This is a genomic window from Saccharothrix saharensis (genome assembly GCF_006716745.1).
Lineage (GTDB): Bacteria > Actinomycetota > Actinomycetes > Mycobacteriales > Pseudonocardiaceae > Actinosynnema > Actinosynnema saharense.
Map to the genome: position 1 here is coordinate 1,586,975 of NZ_VFPP01000001.1, position 24,034 is coordinate 1,611,008.

Genomic DNA, 24,034 nt, shown 5'->3' on the forward strand with positions numbered 1-24,034 from the left:
ATGAGCACGGTGACTTCGCGGGACGGCACGACGATCGGCTACTCGCGGGTCGGCGAGGGCCCGGCCGTGGTGCTGGTGGACGCCGCGTGCTGCTTCCGGGGCGGCGGCCCGATGCCCGCGGTCGCCGAGGCCCTGACCGGGTACACCGCCTACACCTACGACCGGCGCGGCCGGGGCGAGAGCACCGACCGCGGCCCGTACGCCGTCGAGCGCGAGGTGGAGGACCTGGCGGCGGTCGTGGAGGCGGCGGGCGGCTCGGCGTTCGTGCACGGGTTCTCCTCCGGCGCGGTGCTCGCCCTGCACGCGGCCGCGGCCGGGGTGCCGATCCGGGCGTTGACGCTGCTGGAGCCGCCGCTGTCGTTCGAGGCGCCGTCCGGACCCGACCCCCGGGACGAGATCACCGCGCTGGTCGCCGCCGGTCGCCGGGGTGACGCGGTGATCCGGTTCCAGGTCGCGTGCGGCATACCGGAGGAGTTCACCACCGGCATCCGGCAGTCACCGGGCTGGCCCGCGCTGGAGGCGATGGCCCACACCACCGCCTACGACCTCACCATCACCGCCACCGTGCCGGACCTGGGCTCGATCACCGCGCCGACGCTCGTGCTGGACAGCAGGGGCAGCGACGAACGCCTGCGCGGGTGGGCCGACGGCGTGGCCGAACGCCTGCCGAACGCCCGCCGCCGGACCCTGGACGGTGACTGGCACGGCGTCGCGCCGAACGTGCTCGCCGGCGCGCTCGCCGAGCACTTCAGCTGACCGAGTACCCCACCACGCCGTCGGCGTCCGCGACGGCGGTGAGCAGACCGCGGTGCACCAGCACGTCGAGGTGCGCGGCCGTCTCACCCGTGGCCAGCACCTGGTTGAACAGGTCGAGGTCGGCGAAGGGCCGGTTGCGGCGCGTCCAGCCCAGCCCGCGCGCGGTCTCGAACGCCGTGCCGGTGCCCGCGCGCACGGCGTCCAGCGTGGCCGCCAAGCGGTCTTCGTGGTGCGCGAGCAGCGCGTCCACCCTGGCGTGGCTCGACTCGGTGACGGGGCCGTGGGCGGGCAGCAGCCGCAGGTCCGGGAACTCGCGGACCAGGCGCAGCGAGTCCAGGTAGTCGCCCAGCGGCAGCGCGGGCCGGGCGGGTTCGAAGCCGATCGACGGGGTGATGTGCGGCAGCACGTGATCGCCCGCGAACAGCAACGACGAGTCGACGTCCACGAACACGACGTGGCCGCGCGTGTGGCCGGGCGTCGGCAGGACCCGCAACACCCGCTTCTCCAGGGCCAGCTCGGAGTCGTGGAGCCACTCGTCGGGCTCCTCGTAGTCGCGCAGCTCGGCCTCGCCGATCGACTCCACCACGGCGCGCCACCGCTCGGCCAGGTGCGGCGCGCCCCACCCGGTCAAATCGCGGAAGCCGTCACGGCGGCGACCGATGACCTTCGCCAGCGACGGCTGCTCCCCCGCGCCCAGCGCGATCTTCGTGCCGAACCGGCGGCGCAGGGCCACGGCCATCGTGTAGTGGTCGCGGTGCACGTGGGTGACCAGGAAGCGGCGCACGTCCTCGAAGCCGTGACCCAGCGTCCCCAGCGCCGACTCCAGCGCCGTCTCGCCCGCCTCCAGCGCCCAGCCGGAGTCGACCAGGACGAGGCCGTCGCCGTCCTCGATCGCGTACACGTTGACGGTGTGCAGCCCGTCGTTGGGCAAGGGCAGCGGAATCCGGTGCACACCGGGCGCGACCTCGAAGACTCCGGGTTCGGTCCACTCCATCCCCGGATACTACTTGCCGGTAACCTCGGCCTGGCCGGTCCGGGTGGCGCCCGCGGGTTCGCGCCCGGCCGCCGCCCGCACCACGAACGGGACCACCAGCAGCGTGAGCAGCGCCAACGCCGGGTACGCCCAGCCGATCGCGGACAGCCACCCCGGCCTCGGGATCGTCCAGATCGTGGGCTGCCGGTCGAGCTGGAACGCGATCACGTCCCAGAACATGACCGGGCACCACAGCACCAGCAGCACGCCCTTGGCCCACCGCGCGATCCGGGTGTGCACGAGCCAGATCAGCAGCGGCGCGATCCACACCCAGTGGTGGTCCCACGAGATCGGCGACAGCAACAACCCCAGCACCTGCACGACCAGCACGCCGATCAGCACGTCACCCGCGCGCACCGCCGCCCGCAGCGCGAAGCCCGCGAGCACGACCGACACGAGCACCGCCACCACCCACGGCCACGTCATCTCGACGTCGTAGCCCAGCGTCCGCGACAACGCGCCGCGCAACGACTGGTTGTGCGCGGTGGCGATCGGACCGACCCGGTCGGCCGCGCCGAGCAGCTCGAACCAGTAGTGCCTGGCCTGCGCGGGGTCCGCCAGGAAGCCCAGACCGACGCTCACCGCGAACGCCACCACCGACCACACCGCCGCCGCGAACCGGCGCGTGGCCAGGAAGTACAGCCCGGAGATCGCGGGCACCAGCTTCACGCCCGCCGCCAGGCCGATCCCCGTGCCCGCGAGCCGCGCGTCCCGGGCCGTCATCGCGCCCAGCACCACCGCCGCCAGCAGCAGGTTCACCTGCCCGAAGTCGAACGTGTGCACCACCGGTTGCAGCCACAGCAGCACGGCGGTCCACAGCAGCGCCCGACGCCGCCACAGCGCCGCGTCCGCCGTCCAGCCCTCGCCGGCCACCAGGCGCAACGCGACCCGCACCATCCAGTACAGGCACAGCCCCGACAGCAGCCTCAGCACCCACTGGGCGGCGACCCACGGCAGCCACGTCATCGGCAGGAACACCAGCGCGCCGAACGGCGGGTAGGTGAACGGCAGCGGGAAGTCCGGCGGCGAGTTCGGCGAGGTGACGTCGTAGAGGTCGCCGGAGAGCACGTGCGGCGCGAGCGCCCAGTACACGTACAGGTCGATCGTCTCGTTGCCGAACCCGGTGACGATCGTCCAGGTGCGGCCCAGGATCGACACCACCAGCAGCACCGGCGCGGCGACCAGCAGCCACCGCTCCGCGTTCCCCAGCAGGCGCACGACGGACGACGACGGTTCAGGGGACACTGGGCTCGGCCTTCGTCGACGTCGTCGTGCGCGGCGCGCCGGCCGGCCGGCGACCCTCGGCGCGCACCGCCGCCGGCATCACCGCGAGGGTCAGCAGCCCCAGCAGCGGGTAGCACCAGCCCAACGCGGCCAGCGGCCACGGCCGGGGGATCTCCCAGATGCTCGGCTGCTGGTCGATCAGGAACGTGATCAGGTCCGCGCCGGTCACCACGACCCACGCGGCGGCGACGGCTGTCACCGGCCACGTGCGGCGCGCGCCGTAGACGGCCCACAGCACCAGCGGGATCACCCACACCCAGTGGTGGCTCCAGGAGATCGGCGAGAGCAGCAACCCGAACAGCTGCACGGCGACCACCGTGGCCAGCGCGTCACCGGCGCGCACGGCGGCCCGCAGCGCGAACCCGGTCAGCACGGCCGACACGGCGACCGCGAGCAGCCACGGCCACGTCATCCCGACGTCGTGGCCCAACGTCCGGGACAACGCGCCCCGCAGCGACTGGTTGATCGCCGACCCCACCGGCCCGACCCGGTCGGCCGCGCCGAGCAGCTCGAACCAGTAGCGCCACGAGTCCGACGCCGACGCGGCGAACCCGACGGCCACGGTGAACCCGAACCCGACCGCCGTCCACAGCGCGGCCTTGAACCGGCGCGTCACCAGGAAGTACAGCACCGAGATCGCCGGGGTCAGCTTCAGGCCCGCCGCGACACCGACACCGAACCCCGCCACCAGGTGCCGGGTGGCGACCACGGCGGCGAACGTGCCGGCGATCAGCACCAGGTTGATCTGCCCGAAGTCGAGGGTCTTGCGCACCGGCTCGCACCACAGCGCCAGCGCCGTCCACAGCAGCGCCCGGCGCGACCAGGTGCCGTCGAACCGCTCCCCCGACCTGGTCGCGACCAGCGCCAGCGCCGTGCGCACCAGCCACCAGAGGCACACCAGCGACAGGACCTGCCACGCGATCCGCGCGGCCACCCACGGCAGCCAGGACAGCGGCAGGAACACCACGGCCGCGAACGGCGGGTAGGTGAACGGCAGCGGGAAGTCGGCCGTGAACGGCATGTCGATCGTGTAGAGCTGGTCGGTCAGCAGGTTCGGCGCGAGGGTCCAGTAGACCTTGAGGTCGATCATGCCCCAGCCGGTCGGCGCGCCGAGCCGCCAGAAGTACCAGCCCAGCGACAGGCACAACACCAGCGGCGCGAACCTCAGCACCCGCTGTTCGAACCGCTCAACCACCCGTGCTCCCGCGCTGCTTCCCGGACGTGTCCTGCTCGCCCGCCACCTCGTCGCCCTCGACCGGCCGCGGCGCCGGCCCGGCCTCGGGCGGCGCCTGCTCGCCGACCCGCGTCGGCCGGTCGGCGTCGTTCGCCCGCGCCTTCAGCTCCTTGACCAGCGACCACACCGGCCGCCGGGCCAGGAGGGCGCGGCCCACCCACACGCCGATCAGGACGGTGACGGCCAGGTAGGACCACCAGATGACGGGGTTCGCCGAACCATAGTGCCACCGGGCGACGATCGTGCCGTCGGGGAGCGTGACGAGGACCATCCACACCGAGAAGCCGGCCGCGGCGGCGAGCCACCTGTCCTGCCACGCGAACGCGGCGGCGAGCGCCAAGGCCCAGGTGAAGTACCACGGGAGCACGGACGGTGCGAGCACGGACGCGGCCAGCAGGGCGATCGCGGCGCGGCGCACGGCGTCCACGCCGCCCGCCCGCGCGAGCCACCACTGGCGCACCAGCACGGCGGCCAGCACGTACACGCCGGCCGACCGGAAGAAGCCGAGGAAGCCCTCGTAGGTGGCGCCCGGGACGTGCCGCCCGACCGAGTGGTACAGCAGCTCGGCGACGGCGCAGGGCAGCGACATCCACGTCAGCAGCGGCGTCTGGCTCTGCAGCACGTTGATCCAGCCGAGGTCGACCCCGGCGACGATCGTGGACAGCGCGAAGACGGCCGCGAACGCGACACCGCCGACCGCGCAGGCCTGGAGGAACCGCTGCCGAGCCGGGCCGGACAGCCGCGCCACCCACACCCACACCAGGAACGGCACCACCAGGACGGCGGTCGCCTTCACCGCGGTCGCCAGCGCGATCACCGCGATGCCGCGCACGTGCTTGCCGTCCAGCACGAACAGCACGCCGACCGCCATCAGGCCGACCATCAGGATGTCGTTGTGCGCGCCGCCGATGCCGACCGCGAGCACGAACGGGTTCGCCACGGTCAGCCACAGCGCGATCGACGTGCGCCCGCCCAGGTGCCGGGCCAGCCCGGGCATCGCCCACGCGAGCAGCACCAGCCCGCCGAGCACCGCGAGTCGCATGAGGACCGCGCCGATGATCACGTTGTCGCCCGTGATCGCGACCGTGTACTTGGCCAGCATGAGGAACAGCGGCCCGTACGGCGACGGCGTGTCCTGCCACAGCGAGGCGACGTTCCCGCCCAGCGGCAGGGGCAGCGCGGACGCGCCGGTCGTGTACGGGTCGTACCCGCGCAGCAGGACCGCGCCCTGCGCCAGGTAGCTGTAGACGTCGCGGCTGTAGAGCGGCGGCGCGATGATCATGGGTGCGGTCCAGGCGGCGGCGGCCAGCACCACGCCGCGCCCGCCGACCTCGCCCGCGCGCACCATCCGGCCCAGCCGGACCCACGAGTAGACCAGCAGCGCCACGCCGGCGAACACCACGGCGGTGGCGAGGTCGCGGCCGTGGCCGTACCGCACCGCGTTGAGGATCGTGCCGCTCAGCAGCGGGTCGCGCCGCAGCACCGCGCCGGCGCCGATCCCGCCGACCGTGATCAGCAGGCCGCCGAGCGCGCCCAGGCGCAGCACCTTCGGGGGGACCTGCCGGAGGACCGCCGCCCACGTGCCGGCCTGGCGAGCCGGGCCGTCCGTCCGCGCGCTACTTCCGCTCACCTCAGCGGTCACAGCCAGGCCCACCTCATCGGTCTCGTGTTCGGTCCTCGTCCCCGTCGACCGCGTCTGCTGCCGACGACATCACCATCATGGCGGGGATCAAGGACGAATGAGGCCACGATCGGTAATGTTGACACGATCAGCTACCACTGTTGACCAAAAGCCGCCTACTTAGCCGTGTTGTTACCCCGCTTTGTGATGATTCACACGAACGGGCAACCACGATGGCGTGTGTGGTTCGTCACCCGGCCGCGAGTTCGGGGTGCTTCTCGAGGTAGCCGCGCACGAACGGGCACCGCGCGACGACAGCGAGGCCCTTGGCGCGCACGTCCTCCAGCGCGTGCCGGACCAGCGCGCTGCCCAGCCCCTTGCCCTCGACGGCTACCTCGGTGTGGGTGAACGTGACCACGCCGTCGGCCGAGGTGTACTCGGCGAAGCCGCCCAGCTCGCCGTCCAGGCGCACCTCGTAGCGGGACAGCTCGGGGTTGTCGGACACGGACGCTGAGGTCACCGCTGCTCCTCCGGGGTCGGGTCGGGCGAGTGCCACGGTAGTCGCAGCGTGCAAGATTGTCGGATGGACGTGTATCTGCTGATCCTGGGCGACCACCTGCCCAACCCGTACACGGGTCGGGAGGTCACCGAGTGCGACCGGCTGCGGGCCGTGGTGGAGCAGGCCGTCGTGGCGGAGGAGGCCGGGTTCGCCGGTGTGGCGATCGGCGAGCACCACTTCACCAGGTACATCGTGTCGGCGCCGGAGCTGCTGCTGGCGACGATCGCGGAGCGCACGTCGACGTTGCGGCTCTCGACGGGTGTGACGCTGCTCGCGCACCACGACCCGGTGCGGGTGGCGGAGAACCTGGCCACGCTGGACGTGCTGTCGCGGGGTCGGGCGGAGCTGATCGTGGCGCGGGGTGTGTCGCAGCGCACGGACGTGGCGTTCGGGGTGCAGGACGACCTGAGGGCGCGGTTCGACGAGAACCTGCGGCTGCTGCTGCGGCTGCTGGAGGAGCGGCACGTCACCTGGGAGGGCAAGTACCGCAGTCCGCTGGTGGACGTCACGACGAGGCCGCGCCCGGTGCAGCAGCCGCGGCCGTCGGTGTGGATGGGCAGCGGGTCGGCGGTGTCGGCGGACCTGGCGGTGGAACTGGGGTTGCCGCTGATGCTGCCCAGCACGTTGCGGGACCCGAGCACGCACCGGCCGGTGGTGGAGCGCTACCGGGCGGCGATGGGCGGGCGGGGGCGGGTCGCGCTGCCCAGCCACGTGTTCGTCGCGCCGACGGCGGCGGAGGCGCGTGCGGTGTGGCGACCCCACCTGGCCGCGTACGCGCAGTTCGCCGACCCGTGGCGCGGTGACGGTGAGGTGGACGTGGACCTGCTGATGGAGGGCGCGGCGGTGTGCGGCGACCCGGCGGAGGTGACCGCGCGGCTGAACCGGCTGACCGAGCTGCTGTGCCTGGACGCGCAACTGGTGATGGTCGACATAGGGGGTCTGCCGCACCACGCCGTGCTGGACGCGATCCGCCTGTTCGGCCGGGAGGTCCTGCCGAACCTGAACCCCGGCCCGGCCCGGGTCACGGATCCGCCGCGCGCGTGCTGACGTCGCGCGATTCGGCGGTGACGCGGCGCACCCGGTCGGGCACAAGGCGCTGCGGAACGCGCGGGCGTGCGGGTGGCGGTTTCGTACCCGGGATTACCCGATCGGCCTCCCGCACGTCCGCTGCCGGGCGTTTCGGGAGCTCCCGCGGCCTGCCCGCGGGTCACACCACGTCGCGTCGGGCGAACGGGAACCGATATCGCGCCGCATTTCCTGCTCGGTGGTGAGCGGCCACCGCCCGATTCGTGCCGGGCTTTCGGAACAATGGCGGGAGCGGTATTTCCGGCCGTATACGTAGAACTCGCGCGTTCTGGGTACACCGGCGGGGAAGGAGGTCACCATGGTCCAGCCCCAACCGCCCGACCCGCGGCCCGTGCCCGTGCCGGAGCCGGTGCCCCAGCCGCCCCGCGAGCCGTCGCCCGCCACGGAGCCGCCGATCCCTCCGACCCCGGAGCCACCCGCGCCCAACGAACCCGCGCCGAACGAGCAACCGCCCAACCGGTGACGGCGTGACGGACGAGCAGGGCCGCACCCGGAGGGTCGGGGCGTGCGGTTCCGCGCCCCGGGTGCGGCCCTGCTCGCAAAGCCGCGGCGAGAGGTGCGGGCCCGGCCGGAACGTCGCGTGCAGCCGGCCCACCGGTCGCCCGGGTCGTGGAGGGAGCCGTCAAACGGCACGGATTCAGCTCCGCACGACGACCAGCCGCCGGGTGGCGCGGGTCAGGGCGACGTACCGCTCGGCCGGTGACATGCGCTCGGGGTCGACCACCACGACCGTGTCGAACTCCAAGCCCTTGGCCGCCCGCGGCGTCAGGGGGCCGGTCGGGGTGATCACCGCGAACGTGCCCGTGTCCGGGCGGAACGACTCCGGGTCGGCGCCGACGACCTCCAGCGGCGGCTCGCCGTGCCGCACGGACGTCGGCGGCACGGCGGTCGGGTCCACCTCGGCCAGCGCGCCGGCGGCGTAGGCCATGATCTCGGCCGGGGTGCGGTAGTTGACCGTGAGCCCGCGGTACTGCCAGCGGTCGCCCGCCAGCGGCCGCAGCACCGTCCCCCAGTCGCGGGCCCCGGCCGCGGACTGGCGCTGGGCCAGGTCGCCGACGATCGTCATGGACCGGTTCGGGCCGCGCCGGGCCAGCACCCGCCAGTCCATCCCGGACAGCTCCTGCGCCTCGTCCACCACGATGTGGCCGTAGGTCCACTCGCGGTCGGCGGCGGCGCGTTCGGCGAGCACGCGGTGGTCGGGGGCGGTGTGCCGGTCGGCCAGCCACTCGGCGTTCACCAGGTCCACGGCCCGCAGGTCCTCCTCGTACATCTCGGCGTCGGTGTCGATGACGTGCAGCACGCCTTGCGCGTACTCCACGGCCCGCCGGCGCTCCTCCGCCGCGCGGCGCTCGGCCGTGCCGTCGGAGCCCAGCAGCTCGGCGGCCTCGTCCAGCAGCGGCACGTCGGAGACCGTCCACGCGGTCGGGTCGTCGCGGTGCAGCTCCGGGTGACCGAGGGCGAGGCACCGGCCCGCGTAGAGGTCGGCCAGCAGCTCCTGCGGGGTGAGCAGCGGCCACAGCACGTCGACCGCCCGGCGCACGTCCGGGTGCCCGGTGAGTTCCCGGCGCACGTCGGCCGCCAGCTCCGGCCAGTCCAGGCCGATGAGGTCCAGCGCGGGCGCGACGAGGGCGTCCACCAAGGCCCGGTGGAACACCGGCCGGGCCTCGTTGTGCGGCAGTCCGGCGTCCCGCGCCCGTTGCCTGGCCCGGTCGGCGATCGGCGCGGTCAACGGGACGGTGACGTCCTCCAGCTCGACGTCGATCGGCACGGCGGGCAGCTCCTGCCGGTCCGCGACGGCCGCCGCCAGCAGGTCCAGCGCCGACAGGCCGCCCTTGAGCGCCTGCACCCGCGGGGTGTCCTCCCGTTCGGTCCGCACGCCGGGGAACAGCTCGCCCGGCGTGGCGAACACGACGTCGGTCTCCCCGAGCGACGGCAGCACCTCCCCGATGTACCGCAGGAACCCGGGGTTCGGGCCGACGACCAGGACGCCTTGGCGGGACAGCCGCTCGCGCTGCGTGTAGAGCAGGTAGGCCACGCGGTGCAGCGCGACCGCCGTCTTGCCGGTGCCCGGACCGCCCTCGATCACCACCACGCCCCGGTGCGGCAGGCGGATCACCTCGTCCTGCTCGGCCTGGATGGTGGCCACGATGTCGCGCATGGTGTCCGAGCGGGGTGCGCCAACGCGTCGAGCAGCGCTTTCGAGGTGAGCTGGAGCTCGTCGTCGTGGAAGCTCTCCAAGCGCCTGCCCCTGGTCCGGAAATGGCGGCGCAGCGTCACGCCTTCCGGGTTCGCGGCGGTCGCCGTGTAGAACGGGCGGGCGGCCGGCGCGCGCCAGTCGGTCAACAGCGGTTCGTAATCGTGGTCGGTGTCGAACAAGCCGATGCGGCCGACGTAGACACGGTCGCCGTCGACGTCGATGCGGCCGAAGCACAGGTTCTCGTCAGCCAGTTTCAAGCGGCTGACCTGCTCGGACAGCCTCCGCACGGCCACTTCGCGGTGCCAGCGCTGCTCGTGGCCGTCGGTGAGCGCGGCGTCCAGCCCGGCCTGGGCGGCAGCCCGCTCCACCGCCAGCCGGTCGTGCAGGAAGGCGATCCGCTGTTGTTCCGCGGACAATTCCCCGGCAGTCACGCTTGCCCCCTGTGATATACTGGGATCAGCTTCATCCCGCCATTCACCGGCGAAATCAACCATCAGGTGTACCACATTTCCCGGCCCTTTTCACCGGACCGGCTCCGGACCGTCCGGTCGCGTGAAATGATCGCCGTCGTGGAATCCGACGAGTTGGTGGTCGCCGTCGCGCAGCACGCGCCCGTGCCCGGTGACGTCGCGGAGAACGCGCGCCGCGCCGCCGCGGCGGTGGCCGACGCGGCGGGAGCGGACCTGCTGCTGTTCCCCCTGCTGTCGTTGACCGGCTACGACCTGCGCCGCCTGGCCGAGCGGGCGTCCTGGGCGACCCCGGACGACCCGCGGCTGGACGTGGTGCGGGAGGCGAGTCGCGCCCACGGCGTCACGACCGTCGTCGGCGCCGCCTGGTCCGCGCCGGACGGCCGCCGGCTGCTGGCCTCGGTGGCGCTGCTCCCGGACGGCGGGGTCGAGGTGGCCGGCAAGCAGTACCTGAGCCGCGCCGAACGGGACCTGTTCGAACCGGGCGAGCCCGCGCCGCCGCTGGACGTGCGGGGCTGGCGGGTCGCGCTGGCCGTGTGCTTCGACGCGGCGGCACCCGAGCACGCCCTGGAGATGGCGCGGCGGGGCGCGGACGTCTACGCGGTGTCCGCGCTCTACACCGACGGCCAGGAACGGCGGCTGGACGTGCACCCGGCGGCCCGCGCGATGGACCACCGGATGTACGCGCTGGTGGCGAACCTCGCGGGCGCGGGGCCGGGGTGGCGCTCGTGCGGTGGCAGCGGGGTGTGGCACCCGGACGGACGACGGCTGGTCGAAGCGGGCACGGGCCCGCGGGTCGTGACGGCCCGGCTGGCGCGGGCCGAGCTGGAGCGGCTGCGCGCGGCCGACGCGGTGGCGGGGTACCGGGGGTAGTCGTGGGCGTCCTGGACGGCAAGGCCGTGATCGTGACCGGGGCCGGTCGCGGGCTGGGTGAGGCGTACGCGCGGCACGCGGCGGCGGAGGGCGCGCGGGTCGTGGTGAACGACGTCGAGGGCGCCGACCAGGTCGCGTCCTCGATCGTGGACGCGGGCGGCGAGGCGGTGGCGCACACCGGAACGGTGACCGATCCGGCGGTCGCGACAGAACTCGTGCAGCGGTGCGCGTCGGCGTTCGGGCGGGTCGACGGCTTGGTGAACAACGCGGGCATCACGCACTTCGGCGACCCGTGGGACGACGAGCCGGACGTGCTGCGCGCCGTGGTCGAGGTGAACGTGCTCGGCACGATGTACTGCGGCACGGCGGCGGCGAAGGTGATGCGCGGCGGGTCGATCGTGAACGTCGTGTCCGGCGCGATGCTGGGCCGCCCGAACGCGGCGGCCTACTCGGCGTCGAAGGGCGCGGTCGCCTCGCTGACCCTGTCGTGGGCCGGGGCGCTGGCCGCGCGCGACGTCCGGGTGAACGCCGTCGCGCCGCTCGCGTGGACCCCGATGATGGACCTCGACCCGCGCGCCGCCGCGATCAGCTCGCCCGAGCAGACCCCGGCCAGGATGGCGCCCCTGGTCACGTACCTGCTCAGCGACCGTTCCGCGCACGTGACCAGCCAACTGATCCGCTTCCTGCCGGACAAGCTGCACGTGATCTCCCAGTACGCGGTCAAGCAACCGGTGCTGACCCGCGAGTCGTGGGACGTGGACGCCCTCGCCGCCGCGTTCTCCTCGGACCTGGCCGCCGAACCGCCGAGCCCGGCCCGCTGGCAGGTCTGACCGGGCGTTCCGCGCCGGACGGCCGGCTCCGCGGTCACCACGTGCCCAGCGCCGGACGGGCCGCTGGTCGTGTCCGCGACCCGGCGGGTGCACGCCGCTGACGCGAACCCCTGCCGGAGTGACCGCTACGCGGTGACGCGCTGGCGGCGCAGCGGCACGACCAGCGGCGTGTCGGTCTCCGGGTCGGCGATCACCCGGCACGGCAGGCCGAAGACGTCCTCCACCAGCTCCGCGGTGACGATGTCGGCCGGTCGGCCCTGCGCGACCACGCCCTCGCCGGGCTTCATCGCGATCAGGTGGGTGGCGTAGCGGCACGCCTGGTTCAGGTCGTGCAGGACGGCGACGAGCGTGTGGTTGCCGTCCTCGTGCAGGTTCGCGCACAGGTCGAGCACCTCGACCTGGTGCGCGATGTCGAGGAACGTGGTCGGCTCGTCCAGCAGCAGGATCGACGTCTGCTGCGCCAGCACCATGGCCAGCCACACCCGTTGCCGCTGACCGCCCGACAGCTCGTCCACCAGCCGCTCGGCCAGGTCGTGCACGCCGGTCATCCGCATCGCGGCGGCGGTCACCTCCTCGTCCTCGACCGACCACTGCCGCAGCAGCCGCTGGTGCGGGTACCGGCCGCGCGCCACCAGCTCGCCGACCGTGATGCCGCCGGGCGCGATGGACGTCTGGGGCAGCAGCCCCAGCCGGCGGGCGACCTCCTTCGACCGGTACGTCGAGATCGCCTCACCGTCGAGGTAGACGGCGCCCGCGCTGGGTTTGAGCATGCGCGCCAACGCCTTCAGCACGGTCGACTTCCCGCACGCGTTGGGACCCACGATGACGGTGAACGAGCCGTCCGGGATCTCGACGTCCAACCCGGACGCGACCACGCGCTCGTCGTAGGACAGCGTCAGGTCCGATCCCCGCAACCTCGTCATGCCCTGCTCCCCTTCCGCCACTCGTGGGCCAGCAGCCACACCAGGTAGAGCCCGCCGATCGCGCCGGTGGCGATGCCCACCGGCAGCTGGGTCGTCGGGAACAGCCGCTGCACCGCCAGATCGCTCACGACCAGCAGCAGGCCGCCCATCAGCGCCGACGCGGCCAGACCGGGACCGGACGCGCCGGTGAGCCGGCGGGCGACCTGCGGCGCGGCCAGCGCCACGAAGCTGATCGGCCCGGCGGCGGCCGTGGCGACGGCGGCCAGGCCGACGCTCACCGCCAGCAGCGAAAGGCGGGTGCGCTCGGCGGGCACGCCCAGGCCGGTCGCCGCGCTGTCGCCCATCTCCAGCAGCGCCAGCCGGCGGCCGAGCGCCAACGCGCACGGCAGCAGCACGGCCAGCACCGCCGCGACGACCTGCGCCTGGTCCCAGCCCCGGTTGTTCAGGCCGCCGACCAGCCACGTCTGCGCGGCCAGCGCGCTCTCCAGGGTGGCCCGCGTGATCAGGTAGGAGTTGACCGCGAGCATCATGGCGCTCACGCCGATGCCGATGAGCACCAGCCGGAAGCCCTGCACGCCCTGCTTGAGCGCCAGCAGGTACACGGCGGTGGAGGTGAGCAGGCCCGCGACGGTCGCGCCGAGCGCGGTGGCCGCCATGCTGCCCTGCGCGAGCACGAGGACCGCGATCGCGCCGGTGGCCGCGCCCTGGGTGAAGCCGATGATGTCCGGGCTGGCCAACGGGTTGCGGGACAGGCTCTGCAGGATCGCGCCGCTGAGCGCGAGCGCCGCGCCGACCAGCAGGCCGGTGATCAGCCGCGGCAGGCGCAGCGTGAAGATGACGAAGTCGGCGTAGCCGTCGCCCTGGCCGGCGAACGTGGCCAGCACCTCGCCGACGGTGAGCGGGAAGTCGCCGGTGACCATGGTGGCCACGGCGGCGACCGCGGTCAGCACGGCGATCGCCGCGCTCACGAGCAGGGCGCGTTCGCTGATCCGCAGCGAGACGGCGGGCGTGCGCACGGTCCTCACAGCGTGGCCAGCTTCCGCCGCCGGCACAGCGCGATGAACACGGGGGCGCCGATGAACGCGGTGATGATGCCGACCTCCATCTCCTGCGGTGCGATGATCACCCGGCCGACGACGTCCGAGCCGAGCAGCAGGATCGGCGAGAGCACCGCCGAGTACGCCAGCACCCAGCGCTGGTCGCTGCCGCCGATCATGCGGGCCACGTGCGGCACGGTGAGGCCGACGAACGCGATCGGCCCGGCCGCCGCCGTCGCCGCGCCCGCCATGAGCGTGACGGCGAGGACGCCGAACGCGCGGGTGCGGTGGACGTTCGCGCCCAGCGCCCTGCCCGTGTGGTCGCCCAGCGCCAGCACGTTGAGGTTGCGGGCCAGCAGGAACGCGATCAGGATGCCGGGCAGCACGAACGGCGAGACCTGCCCGACCAGCTCGAAGTCACGGCCCGCCAGCGAGCCGACGTTCCAGAACCGGAACGAGTCGAACGTGTGCGTGAACAGCAGCAGGATCGCCGAGACGTAGGCGTACAGCACCGCGGTCAGCGCCGCGCCGCTGAGCACCAACCGGTCCGGCGTGGCCGCGCCGCGACCGGCCGCGCCCAGCACGTAGACGACGGTCGCCGTGCCCGCCGCGCCGAGCAGCGCGAACCACACGTACCCGGTGGGACTGGTGATGCCGAAGAACGCGATGGCGGACACGATCGCCGCCGCCGCGCCCATGTTCACGCCGAGCAGGCCGGGGTCGGCGAGCGGGTTGCGGGTCAGCGCCTGCATCACCGCGCCGGACAGGCCGAGCGCCGCGCCGACCAGCAGGCCGAGCACGGCCCGGGGCACGCGGACATCGCGCACGATGGCCGCGTCACCGGTGCCGTCGTCGGCCAGGAGCAGGGCGAAGGTGTCGGCGAACGGGATGCTCTTGGTGCCGATCCACAGGCTGAGCAGCACGATCACGCCCAGCACGCCGATCGACACGAGCAGGCCGACCCCTCGCACCGCTTCGCGCGACACCCGCACCTCCCCGGAAGTTTAGGTAAGGCTAACCGACACGGGGGCCGAGTCGATCGTCCGGCCGGGCCCGATGGCCGAGGCGGACCCGGGCGCACGGGCCGGCGTCGGGCGACCCGGCCGGTGCGGCGACACCGCGTCGCAGCGGCTCGGCTCCGACGAGGCGGTCCACGCGGAGTGACCGGAGACCGCCTCCGGTCGAGCCGGGCAGCACCGGTCCGGGCGGGATCGGCCGGGCTCGCGCCGCTTCGTGGGGCGTGGACGACGGTGGGGTGGCGATGCGACCCGGGCCGCGAGCGGCCATCGCCCCGCCCCGGTTCGCCCACCAGCACGTCGTGGTCGGCGGTGTCGGAGGAGGTCCGGTCCTGATCAGCCCGCGCCCGACTCGGGTGCCACCGCGCCGCAGTGCGGCCAGGCCGAGAAGTCGCGGGTGCGTTCCCAGGTGCGGCGGGCCAGGGCGATGTTGCGCTCGGGGTCCAGCGCGTCCCGCGGTGTCGCGGAGTACTGCCGCAGCAGACGGTCGGACAGCTGGAACACTCCCCAGTTGTCGGTGCCGTCGACGTTGGCCAGCACCCACAGCGGGTCCACCCCCGAGGCGCACCGGGCCACGGCCACCGCGCGGTCGGGCTCCTCGGGGAACACCTCGCGGATGCGCTCCTCGACCCGTTCGGCGGGCCAGCTGCGCAGCTCGGCCTTCTTGGCGTACAGGGCGCTCTTGGTGGCTTCGTCCGCCTCGCCCGTGGCGGGCAGCCCGCTCAGCACCTGGAAGCCGATGGTGCGCATCCGCGTGCGCGGGCCGAAGTTGTCGTCGATCGCCAGGACGCCGCCGATCTCGCGCAGGAGCGTCTGCAGCTCGTGGACGCACTCGCCGCTCTGGCCGATCCGCAGCACGTCGGGACAGCGATCGGACAGCAGCAGCGGCACGGTGGCAGGCGCGACCTGCCGCCGCGAGTCGACGAGCACCGCCACGAGCCCGACCACCAGCGCCACCGCGACGACCGCGGCGGCCTTCCACCACACCACCCGCCGTCGCACCACCGGCTCGACGGGCTCCGGGCCGTCCGTGGCGGACGCGGACGCGCTCACGGGCGCGACGGACGAGGTGCTCGGCGCTTTGGCCTCGCTGCGGCGCAGCTCGAGGACCAGCCACAGCCGGCGCAACTGCGCCACCTCTTCGCGAGTCGCCCGACACGCGCGGGCGAAGCGCTCCACCACCCCGAAGTCCGCCGGCAGCGACTCCCCCGTGCAGTACCGGTGCAGCGCGGACCCGCTGACCCCCACCCGCCGTGCCAGATCCTGGTAGCTGCGTCCGGACCGCTCCTTCAATCCCCTGAGCCGCTCGGACAGGTCGGTGCCGGGTTCACCGCCCATGCCGCCCCTCCCTCCGATCCCACTATGGCAGAGAAGGCCGCCGAGTCGGGCGGCATCCCGCACCGCGTCCCACCACCACGCCGTTGCCGCAGCTCGAAGCCTCGTCACATCCCACCGTCCCGCCGCCGTTGTCCGGCCCGACGGGTGATCGGAACAGTCCGCCACGTCCCATGGCGAAAGGAGAACGACCGTGTCCGGAACACGCGCCTTGTTGATCGCCCTCGTCGTCACCGCGGCAGGCGTCACCGGGTTCACCGCACCCGCCGCGGCGGACGCGCGGATGTCCTACTACTGCAACGACGAGGGCATGTGGTCCCCCGTCGCGTGGATCCCGATCCACCGCTCGGCCACGGTGTGGAGCGCCGACTGCCACATGGGCGTCGGGGCCAACAGCAACGCCGTGCGCGCGCTCCAGCGAACCCTCCAGTACTGCTACCGGATCGCCCTGACGATCGACGGCGACTTCGGCGGCAACACCCGGAAGGCGCTGATGAGGGCGCAGGCGGTCGAGGGCATCCCCGCCGACGGCGAATACGGTCCGCAGACCCGCAGGGCGATCAAGCACTACCCGGTCAAGACGAGCGGGGACTGCAACCGCGTGCCGTGAGCACGTGCGGACCCTCGCCCGCTGTCCCGGGCGGGGGTCCGCACCTCCCTGCCGTGCCGTCGGGCCTCTCGTGGTCCGCGTGGCACCTCACCGACCCGTGGCGCGCAGGCCGTCCCGGGATCGCGTCACCACGCGATCGGGCGATGGCGATGACAAGGTGGCCGGCCACCTGATCGTGCTAGGTTCGAGTGGCCGACGCACGTTGCGGGCGCGGGAGGAGCAGCGGTGGATCAGCCGAGCACCGCCGACGCGGGCAGGCTGAGCTACGCGATCTTCACCCTGGCCCGGGCGCACCGCGGGTTCGCCGCCGCGCTGCTGCGCGACCTGGACCTGCACCCCGGCCAGGAGCTGCTGCTGATGCGGCTGCTCGACCGCGACGGGCAGACCCAGTCCGAACTGCTCGGCCGCGTCGGGCTGGACCACTCGACGGTGTCGAAGTCGTTGCGGCGCATGCAGGAGGCCGGGCTGCTGACCCGGGAGCCCAGCGAGCGCGACCGGCGGGTGCTGCACGTGTGGCTCACCGACAAGGGCCGGGCGATGCGGGAACCGCTGACCGACCTGTGGGCCACGCTCGAACGCGCCTGCACCGCCGGCCTGACCGCGGCCGAGATCGACGCCTTCACCCGGCTCGCCGGCGCGGTCGAACACGCGATCGCCCGTCGGGCATCCGCTGAGGAGACATCGTGAAAGCCGTTGTGCTCAACCGCTTCGGCGGCCCGGAAGAGCTGCGCCTGGACCAGGTCGACCGGCCCGAGCCCGGTCCCGGCCAGGTGCGCCTGCGGGTGCGGGCGGTCGGCGTGAACCCGTTCGACGCGAAGGTGCGCGAAGGCGCCATGGAGTCCGTCTTCACCACGCCGCTGCCCACGATCCTCGGCATCGAGGTCGCGGGCGAGGTCGACGCGGTCGGCCCGGACGTCACCGGGCTGTCGATCGGCGACGAGGTCCTCGGCTGGTCCGACACCGGCGCGTACGCCGAGCACGCGTTGGCCACCACGGTCGCGCGCAAGCCCGCGGGGCTGTCGTGGGAGCACGCCGTGACGCTGCCCGTGGCCGTCGAGACCACCGACCGGGCGCTGCGCCTGCTGGGCGTCAAGGCGGGCGAGACGCTGCTGGTCAACGGCGCGGCGGGCGGTGTGGGCACGATGGCCGTGCAGCTCGGCGTGCTGGCCGGGCTGCGGGTCGTCGGCACCGCCGGACCGGCCAACCAGGAGCACGTCGCCGCCCTCGGCGCCACGCCGACGACGTACGGTGACGGCCTGGTCGAGCGGGTGCGCGCGGTGGCGCCGGACGGGGTCGACGCGGTGTTCGACGTGGCGGGCAAGGGCGTGCTGCCGGCCGCGATCGAGCTGCGCGGCGGCACGGACCGCATCGTCACGATCGCCGACGCCCCGGCCGCCGCCGAGCTGGGCGTGGTGTTCACCGGCGGCCCGCAGGAGCGGTCGGCCGAACGCCTGGCCGAGCTGGCGGAGCTGGCCGCGAAGGGCGAGCTGCTGACCACCGTGGCCGCGACGTTCCCACTGACCGAGGTCGCCGAGGCGCACCGCCTGGTCGCCGGGGGCCACGGGCGCGGCAAGGTCGTGCTGACCGCATGAGCCCGCCGTCCGCCGTCGGGCCCGACCGCCCTCGGTCTACTGCCCGGCTCCGCTGTCCGGGCGTGACGGCGTCGCGGTGATGCGGACCCATCCGTCGGTCGGGTCGACGGCTTCGACGTCGAAACCGTCGGGCCAGGACGCCGGCACCGGCTCGCCCAACCCGGACGGGCCCGCCGGGACCGCGTAGCACACCGCCTGGTCGACCAGCCGCGCGGCGAGCAGCCGGTGCGACAGGTCAGGACGACAGGCGGCCGGCACGAAGCGCGTCCCGCCCGCGTGCAGCGTCTTCAGCAGGTGGTCGAGGTCTTCCGTGACGGTGGTGGCGGTCAGCGTGAAGGCGGCCCGGTGCCGGCGGACCAGGGCCCGGCTCGGCGAGGTGATCCGCCCGTGCCGGTCGGTCCCGTACAGCCAGGTGCCGTGGGGGCGCCCGAGCGCCGGCGCGTGCGACCAGGGCCGCAGCACCTGCCGGACGGTGTCGGCCGGCACGTTCACCTCGACGTCCACCCCGGCGGCGCGCGGCCTGGCGCGCCGCCTCCCGCCTGCGAGGTCGGGTCCGCCGGGCCGATGACGACCCGGGCGATGCCCGCGTCGAGGACTGCGTGGCGGCACGGCGGCGTCAGGCCGTGGTGGTTGCCCGGTTCGAGGGTCACCACCGCGGTGCCGCCCCTGGCACGGTCGTCCGCCGCGGTCCAGGACGACGCAGCCGACCGGTGGGTTCGGGCTCGTCCCACCCAGGCCGAAGGTCGACAGGACGACCGCACGGCGCATGGCGCTCACCTCGATCTCGGACGCCACCGTCACCGACTCCCTCCGCCGTTCGCCCTCGCGCGGCGCCGACCGCGTCCGCCGCCTGCGTCACATCGGGTTCTGCCCGCGCTCCGCGGGCAGGTGTCGAGCACGGCGCTGGACCACCACCACGCTCGACACGATCGGCACGCAGAGCAGCACCGCGCCGAGCATCCCGACGCGCAGCCCCACTGCCTCCGCGACCAGGCCCATCAGCGGCGGGTACAGGACCGAGCCGGAGACGCCCGCAGCCGACAGCACGCCGCTCATCCGGTTCACCCGGTCCGGGAACAGGACACCACCGAGCGCCATGATCATCGGGTAGATCGGGCCGTAGCACACACCGACCAGGCCGAACAGCACGATTCGCGCGACCGTCCCGGTGACCGCGAGCGCGCCCAGCAGGAACACGCCCGAGGCGATCACGCACAGGTAGGTGAAGGTGTAGTAGCTCATCCGCTCGACGAACCAGTCCGCGCCGAGCCTGCCGATCGCCAACCCCGCCCAGTACACCGCCAGCACGAGCGTCGCCTCGGCCACCGTTTCGGTGTCCAGCAGCCGCACCACCCAGTTCGACACCGCGAGCTCCGCGGCGACGTACAGGTTGATGGCGATGGCCAGACCCCCGAACGGGATCAGGCTGCCCGCGATGCGCAACCCGCGCGCCGCGCGGTCGGTGGAAGCGGCGCTGTCACCGCCCTTGCCCGACGGCATCGACCCGGTGAGCATGACCGCGGCGATGCCCGCGCCGACCACCGCCGTGCCGATGAGGATCGGGCGCCACCCGACGTCCAGCAAGGAGAACCCGCCCACGACCAGCGGGCCGGAGAACGCGCCCAGCGCCACGTACAGGTGCAGTCGGTTCATCGCCCTGCCGCGCTCGTCGCGGTGCAGGTCCAGGAAGAGGCCGTTGATACCGCCTTCCAGGATGCCGGTGGCCCAGTAGCTCGGCGCGGCGGCGATCACGAGCAACGTCCAGTCCTGGCACACAACCATGAGCGCGAGGCTCACCGGGTAGGCGACCAGCGCGGAACCCAGCACGACCGGCCTGCCGAACCGGTCGACCAGGTAGCCGCTGGTGACCGCGCCGAGCGTGTAGAGCAGGGCGCCGACCAGGAGCAGGAGCCCGAAATCCGCGTCGCCGCGGCCGAAGTCGGTCAACAGCGACCGGACCAGCGACGGCAGGAGGACGAGGTTCCACCCCACCAGGAAGAAGACCGCGTACACCGCGACCTTGAGCCTGCTCCGACGCGGTGTCGCGCTCATCGTCACCCTGTCCTCCACTGGCTCCCCTTCATCCGTTTCCCCGCACCTCGCCGACGAGGCCGGCCAGCTCCGCGTGCAGGGCCGCGTCCCCCGCCGCCAGGACCGTGGTGCTCGTGTGGTCGACCTCGCCACCGGTCAGCGTCGTGGCACGCCCGCCCGCCTCCCGGACCGCCAGCGCACCGGCCGCGTAGTCCCACGGTCCGCCGTCGATCTCCACGAACGCGGACAGCCGGCCGCGTGCGACCGACGCGAGGGCCGCCGCGCCACACCCCGACATGCGCAGTTCGGCTCCGTGGTCCCACATCGCGTTCAGCAGCGCGCGCGCTTCGTCGCGCAGGGGCGGCGCGGACGCGCTGAGCCCGACCGTCGGCACCGCCACCGGCGTGGGGCCGCCGCCCGTCACGAGCCGTTGCCCGTCCATCCACGCGCCGCCGCCGCGTTCAGCGAGGACCGTGGTGCCCGCCAGGGGGTCGTGGAAGCCGCCGACGACCACCGCACCGCGTACCACCAGCGCCATCGTCACCCCCCAAGGCCGCAAGCCGCGCACGTAGTTTCCCGTGCCGTCCAAGGGGTCCACCACCCAGACGCGGTCCGGGTCGCCGGAGAGCGCGCCGGACTCCTCGGCGAGGACCGCGTCACGCGGGTACCGGCCGCGCAACGCGCGGAGGATCAGCGCCTCGGAACACCGGTCCGCGGCGGTGACCAGGTCGGCGCCCCGCTTGCGAGTCGCCGACGAAGCGCTGCCCTCCTGCAGGTCCAGCAGCAGCCGGCCCGCTTCGCGCAGCACCTCGTCGACGAACTCGGTCGCACCCATGTCAGCGCGACACCCCGCCCGGACCGGCGGGCCGGACCAGCTCGCCGCGTTCCCTGCGGTCGAAGAACTCCGCCAGGATCGCGTTGTCCTCGTAGCCCAGCGCGTGAGTGGCGGCTTCCGCTTCGGTGAACCACTTCAGGCGCTGCCCCTCGGTGAGCACCACTCGGTCGAGGTCGAGGTCCACCTCGGTCCAGAACGTGTGCTCGGTGCCGTAGGAGCGCTCCAGCGAGACCAGCGGGTGCACGGCGCCCAGGTCGAGCACCACGCCCATCTCCTCCTCGATCTCGCGCCTGATGCACTCGTGCGGCTGTTCGCCCGGTTCGAGGTAGCCGCCCGGCAGGCACCACGTGTTCGGGAACTTGATGGTGGGCTTGTCGTCACGGAGGTACAGCAGCACCTCCCCCGCCGGGTTGACCATCACGATGTTGGTGCCCTCGTCCATGCGCTTCACCCCGTCAGGTGGTTCTGGTGTACGCGAGTGCGACCTTGCGCACCGCGCGGACGACGTCCTCGACGTCCTGCCCGGTCATCTTCGGGTACAACGGCAATGACAGGATCCGCTCGGAGACGTCCGCCGCGACCGGCAGCTCCTCGGGTCCCATGCCGAGGTTGTCGCGGTAGTACGGTTGCAGGTGCATCGACCTGAAGTGCACGCCGGTGCCGATGCCCTCCTCGCGCAGGGCGATCATGAACTCGTCGCGGGTCACCGTCATCAGGTCGAGGTCCAGCGCCACGACGTACAAGTGGTGCGAGTGCGTACCGAACCCGCGGCGCGCCAGGGGGCGCAGTGCGGCGAGGTCGGCGATCGCCTCGTCGTACCGGGCCGCGTACCGGGCCCGCACCTCGCGGAACGCGTCGAGCTTCCGGAGTTGGTGCAGGCCGAGCGAGGCCTGCACGTCGGTCATGTTGTACTTGTAGCCGGGCTCGATCAGCTCCCAGTGCAGCGAGGCGTCGGGCGAGTAGCGCTTCCAGGCGTCCTTCGAGATGCCGTGCAGGCTCAGGACCCTGGCCCGCTCCGCCACCGCGTCGTCGTCGGTGACCAACAACCCGCCTTCGCCGGTCGTCATGTTCTTCGTCGGGTAGAAGCTGAACGCCGCCGCGGTGCCCAGTCCGCCGACCTTGCGGTCCCCGTGCGTGGCGCCCATGGCGTGCGCGGCGTCCTCGACCACCGGCAGGCCGTGCCGCTCGGCGATGGCGAGCAACGCGTCCATGTCGCAGGTCTGACCCGCCATGTGCACGGGCAGGATCGCCTTGGTCCGGGACGTGATCGCCTGCTCGACCAGGTCCGGGTCGATGTTCAACGTGTCCGCTTCGACGTCGACGAAGACCGGTGTGGCACCCAGGTGCAGCACCACGTTGGCCGTCGCCGGCCACGACACCGGCGTGGTGACGACCTCGTCGCCGGGGCCGATGCCCAGCGCGGCGAGACCGACGTGGAGCGCGCCGGTGCAGGAGTTCATCGCGATCGCGTGCCGCACGCCCAGGTATTCGGCGCACTGCGCCTCGAACCGCTTCGTCTTCGGACCGGTGGTGAGCCACCCGGACCGCAGCGTGTCCAGGACCTCCTGCTCCTCCTCGCGTCCTATCAGGGGCAGGGCGAACGGCAGGAACGCACGGCGCACCTGCTCGCCGCCCTCGCGCGCCGGTTTCGCCACCACGGCCTTCAGCGAGGCCACCGTGGAGTACCGGGGGTCGTCCGTGGCGACGGCTTCGGCGCTCAGCGCCCGGTGCAGTTCCTCGACGCCCCGCTCGACGGTCGTCGCGGGCAGGAACCCGGTGAGCTTCGCGAACTTCTCCTGGCTCACCCGGTAGCTGCGCTGGTCCGGACCGCCTTCCCGGATCTCCAGCGGCACGCCGCCGAGCTGCTTCGCGACCCGTTCGGCGAGACCTCCCACGGTCACGTTCTCGCCCACCACGTTGAACGCGTCACCCAGCGGGAGGTCCTCCAGCGGCAGGTCCACGCACCGCAGGTACGCCGCCGCGGCGTCGCGCACGTGCAGCAGCGGCCGCCACTGACCACCGCCGTGCACCTGGATGGGCCTGCCCGAGACCGCGTGGGAGACCATCCGGTTCACCACGAGGTCCAGGCGCATCCTCGGTGAGACGCCGAACAGCGTCGCCATGCGCAGTGAGATGACCCGGAACTTGTCCGAGGCGAGCGCGTTCAACGCCTGCTCGGTCGCCTGCTTCGTCGACGCGTAGACCGTGAGCGGTCGCTGCCGCGCCGACTCGTCCAGCAGGCTGTCACCGCCCGCGCCGTACACGCTGCACGACGAGGCGAACACGAACCTGCTCACGCCCTCCTCGACGGCGAGTTCGGCCAGCCGGATGGTGGCGTCCTGGTTGACCTGCACCGTCCAGTCCGGCGCCAGGTCACCCGCCGGGTCGTTGCTGATCGCGGCGAGCGAGATGACCGTGTCCACGCCCACGAGGTCCGCCGCGGCGACGTCGCGGACGTCGCACCGCCTGATCTCCACACCGGGTGCGCCGATCACCCCGTTCAGCGGGTGATCGCCGAAGTAGAACTTGTCGACCGCCACCACCTCGTGGCCGGCCTTCAACAACACGGGTAGCAACACCGAGCCGAGGTAACCACCGGCACCGGTGACCATGATTCTTCTGCTGTCGCGCATTCATCCCCCAAAGAACAATGCGCCGGACGGCGTCCACGACTGCGCGGCAGCCCGGTTCCGCGACACGGACGATCGGACCGCG

24 protein-coding genes are annotated in these 24,034 nt (G+C 73.2%); 7 read left to right on the forward strand and 17 right to left on the reverse strand.

Translation table 11 applies throughout. The annotated features are described in order from the left end of the window. Positions 1–756 carry an alpha/beta fold hydrolase gene (locus tag FHX81_RS06280; RefSeq protein ID WP_141975939.1) on the forward strand — a complete coding sequence of 252 codons (756 nt, stop codon included), beginning with the start codon at positions 1–3 and terminating at the stop codon, positions 754–756. Here FHX81_RS06280 and FHX81_RS06285 read toward each other — a convergent pair. The 5 genes from FHX81_RS06285 to FHX81_RS06305 form a co-directional block, all read right to left on the reverse strand. Beyond that, positions 749–1,750, reverse strand: coding sequence for an MBL fold metallo-hydrolase (locus FHX81_RS06285; RefSeq protein WP_141975941.1), 1,002 nt, complete (start codon positions 1,748–1,750; stop codon positions 749–751). The two genes, FHX81_RS06280 and FHX81_RS06285, sit on opposite strands and share 8 nt — an antisense overlap. 9 nt (positions 1,751–1,759) lie before the next feature. Further along, positions 1,760–3,007, reverse strand: coding sequence for a glycosyltransferase 87 family protein (locus tag FHX81_RS06290; protein ID WP_141975943.1), 1,248 nt, complete (start codon positions 3,005–3,007; stop codon positions 1,760–1,762). A 16-nt stretch (positions 3,008–3,023) separates the two neighbouring features. Beyond that, complete coding sequence (locus tag FHX81_RS06295) at positions 3,024–4,268, reverse strand: mannosyltransferase (protein ID WP_246107658.1); 1,245 nt, start codon at positions 4,266–4,268, stop codon at positions 3,024–3,026. Continuing rightward, entirely contained in the window at positions 4,261–5,937 is a 1,677-nt protein-coding gene (gene mptB, locus FHX81_RS06300) for a polyprenol phosphomannose-dependent alpha 1,6 mannosyltransferase MptB (protein ID WP_141975945.1), read from the reverse strand. The genes FHX81_RS06295 and mptB overlap by 8 nt, the downstream gene beginning before the upstream one ends. A gap of 241 nt (positions 5,938–6,178) precedes the next feature. Continuing rightward, positions 6,179–6,448 carry a GNAT family N-acetyltransferase gene (locus FHX81_RS06305; RefSeq protein WP_141975947.1) on the reverse strand — a complete coding sequence of 90 codons (270 nt, stop codon included), beginning with the start codon at positions 6,446–6,448 and terminating at the stop codon, positions 6,179–6,181. Between the two features lie 63 nt (positions 6,449–6,511). Here FHX81_RS06305 and FHX81_RS06310 point away from each other — a divergent pair, with 63 nt between their 5' ends. After that, complete coding sequence (locus FHX81_RS06310; protein WP_141975950.1) at positions 6,512–7,534, forward strand: LLM class flavin-dependent oxidoreductase; 1,023 nt, start codon at positions 6,512–6,514, stop codon at positions 7,532–7,534. A 676-nt stretch (positions 7,535–8,210) separates the two neighbouring features. Here FHX81_RS06310 and FHX81_RS06320 read toward each other — a convergent pair. Together FHX81_RS06320 and FHX81_RS42805 are read right to left on the reverse strand one after the other, a co-directional pair. Beyond that, positions 8,211–9,731, reverse strand: a complete 1,521-nt coding sequence (locus FHX81_RS06320) for a UvrD-helicase domain-containing protein (RefSeq protein ID WP_342787170.1) — start codon at positions 9,729–9,731, stop codon at positions 8,211–8,213. Continuing rightward, a complete protein-coding gene (locus tag FHX81_RS42805; protein ID WP_342787171.1) occupies positions 9,686–10,264 on the reverse strand; it encodes a helicase domain-containing protein in 579 nt (192 codons plus the stop codon). Before FHX81_RS42805 ends, FHX81_RS06320 begins: the two co-directional genes overlap by 46 nt. A 75-nt stretch (positions 10,265–10,339) precedes the next feature. Between FHX81_RS42805 and FHX81_RS06325 the strand changes: the two genes are divergently transcribed. Both FHX81_RS06325 and FHX81_RS06330 read left to right on the forward strand, forming a co-directional pair. Next, positions 10,340–11,110 carry a carbon-nitrogen hydrolase family protein gene (locus FHX81_RS06325; protein ID WP_211363393.1) on the forward strand — a complete coding sequence of 257 codons (771 nt, stop codon included), beginning with the start codon at positions 10,340–10,342 and terminating at the stop codon, positions 11,108–11,110. Positions 11,111–11,112: 2 nt separating this feature from the next. Beyond that, entirely contained in the window at positions 11,113–11,940 is an 828-nt protein-coding gene (locus FHX81_RS06330) for an SDR family NAD(P)-dependent oxidoreductase (protein ID WP_141975954.1), read from the forward strand. Positions 11,941–12,065: 125 nt separating this feature from the next. Here the strand turns inward: FHX81_RS06330 and FHX81_RS06335 are convergent, their stop codons facing one another. From FHX81_RS06335 to FHX81_RS06350, 4 genes are all read right to left on the reverse strand, one after another. Next, positions 12,066–12,863 carry an ABC transporter ATP-binding protein gene (locus tag FHX81_RS06335; protein ID WP_141975956.1) on the reverse strand — a complete coding sequence of 266 codons (798 nt, stop codon included), beginning with the start codon at positions 12,861–12,863 and terminating at the stop codon, positions 12,066–12,068. Continuing rightward, the gene (locus FHX81_RS06340; protein WP_246107659.1) at positions 12,860–13,888 is read right to left on the reverse strand and encodes a FecCD family ABC transporter permease; all 1,029 of its coding nucleotides are present in this window, start codon (positions 13,886–13,888) and stop codon (positions 12,860–12,862) included. Before FHX81_RS06340 ends, FHX81_RS06335 begins: the two co-directional genes overlap by 4 nt. After that, complete coding sequence (locus tag FHX81_RS06345; RefSeq protein ID WP_141975960.1) at positions 13,885–14,886, reverse strand: FecCD family ABC transporter permease; 1,002 nt, start codon at positions 14,884–14,886, stop codon at positions 13,885–13,887. The genes FHX81_RS06340 and FHX81_RS06345 overlap by 4 nt, the downstream gene beginning before the upstream one ends. A 366-nt stretch (positions 14,887–15,252) precedes the next feature. After that, the gene (locus FHX81_RS06350; RefSeq protein WP_141975962.1) at positions 15,253–16,254 is read right to left on the reverse strand and encodes a helix-turn-helix domain-containing protein; all 1,002 of its coding nucleotides are present in this window, start codon (positions 16,252–16,254) and stop codon (positions 15,253–15,255) included. Between the two features lie 190 nt (positions 16,255–16,444). On the opposite strand from FHX81_RS06350, the gene FHX81_RS06355 reads away from it, so the two are divergent. From FHX81_RS06355 to FHX81_RS06365, 3 genes are all read left to right on the forward strand, one after another. Further along, complete coding sequence (locus tag FHX81_RS06355; protein ID WP_141975964.1) at positions 16,445–16,861, forward strand: peptidoglycan-binding domain-containing protein; 417 nt, start codon at positions 16,445–16,447, stop codon at positions 16,859–16,861. 225 nt (positions 16,862–17,086) lie between these two features. Continuing rightward, positions 17,087–17,548: a MarR family winged helix-turn-helix transcriptional regulator gene (locus FHX81_RS06360; protein ID WP_141975966.1), complete on the forward strand. Its 462-nt coding sequence runs from the start codon at positions 17,087–17,089 to the stop codon at positions 17,546–17,548. Then, complete coding sequence (locus FHX81_RS06365) at positions 17,545–18,453, forward strand: NADP-dependent oxidoreductase (RefSeq protein WP_141975968.1); 909 nt, start codon at positions 17,545–17,547, stop codon at positions 18,451–18,453. The genes FHX81_RS06360 and FHX81_RS06365 overlap by 4 nt, the downstream gene beginning before the upstream one ends. A gap of 36 nt (positions 18,454–18,489) precedes the next feature. Here FHX81_RS06365 and FHX81_RS40335 read toward each other — a convergent pair whose 3' ends face one another. The 6 genes from FHX81_RS40335 to FHX81_RS06390 form a co-directional block, all read right to left on the reverse strand. After that, positions 18,490–18,945 carry a hypothetical protein gene (locus FHX81_RS40335; RefSeq protein ID WP_170231848.1) on the reverse strand — a complete coding sequence of 152 codons (456 nt, stop codon included), beginning with the start codon at positions 18,943–18,945 and terminating at the stop codon, positions 18,490–18,492. Further along, complete coding sequence (locus FHX81_RS06370; protein ID WP_211363394.1) at positions 18,942–19,184, reverse strand: hypothetical protein; 243 nt, start codon at positions 19,182–19,184, stop codon at positions 18,942–18,944. The genes FHX81_RS40335 and FHX81_RS06370 overlap by 4 nt, the downstream gene beginning before the upstream one ends. Before the next feature lie 124 nt (positions 19,185–19,308). After that, positions 19,309–20,505, reverse strand: coding sequence for an MFS transporter (locus FHX81_RS06375; protein ID WP_141975970.1), 1,197 nt, complete (start codon positions 20,503–20,505; stop codon positions 19,309–19,311). 28 nt (positions 20,506–20,533) lie between these two features. After that, positions 20,534–21,319, reverse strand: coding sequence for an inositol monophosphatase family protein (locus tag FHX81_RS06380; RefSeq protein WP_141975972.1), 786 nt, complete (start codon positions 21,317–21,319; stop codon positions 20,534–20,536). A 1-nt stretch (position 21,320) separates the two neighbouring features. Next, a complete protein-coding gene (locus FHX81_RS06385; protein ID WP_141975974.1) occupies positions 21,321–21,761 on the reverse strand; it encodes an NUDIX domain-containing protein in 441 nt (146 codons plus the stop codon). A 13-nt stretch (positions 21,762–21,774) separates the two neighbouring features. Next, on the reverse strand, positions 21,775–23,931 hold the full coding sequence (locus FHX81_RS06390) for a bifunctional SDR family oxidoreductase/aminotransferase class I/II-fold pyridoxal phosphate-dependent enzyme (RefSeq protein ID WP_170231955.1): 2,157 nt from the start codon (positions 23,929–23,931) through the stop codon (positions 21,775–21,777). Positions 23,932–24,034 lie beyond the last annotated feature (103 nt).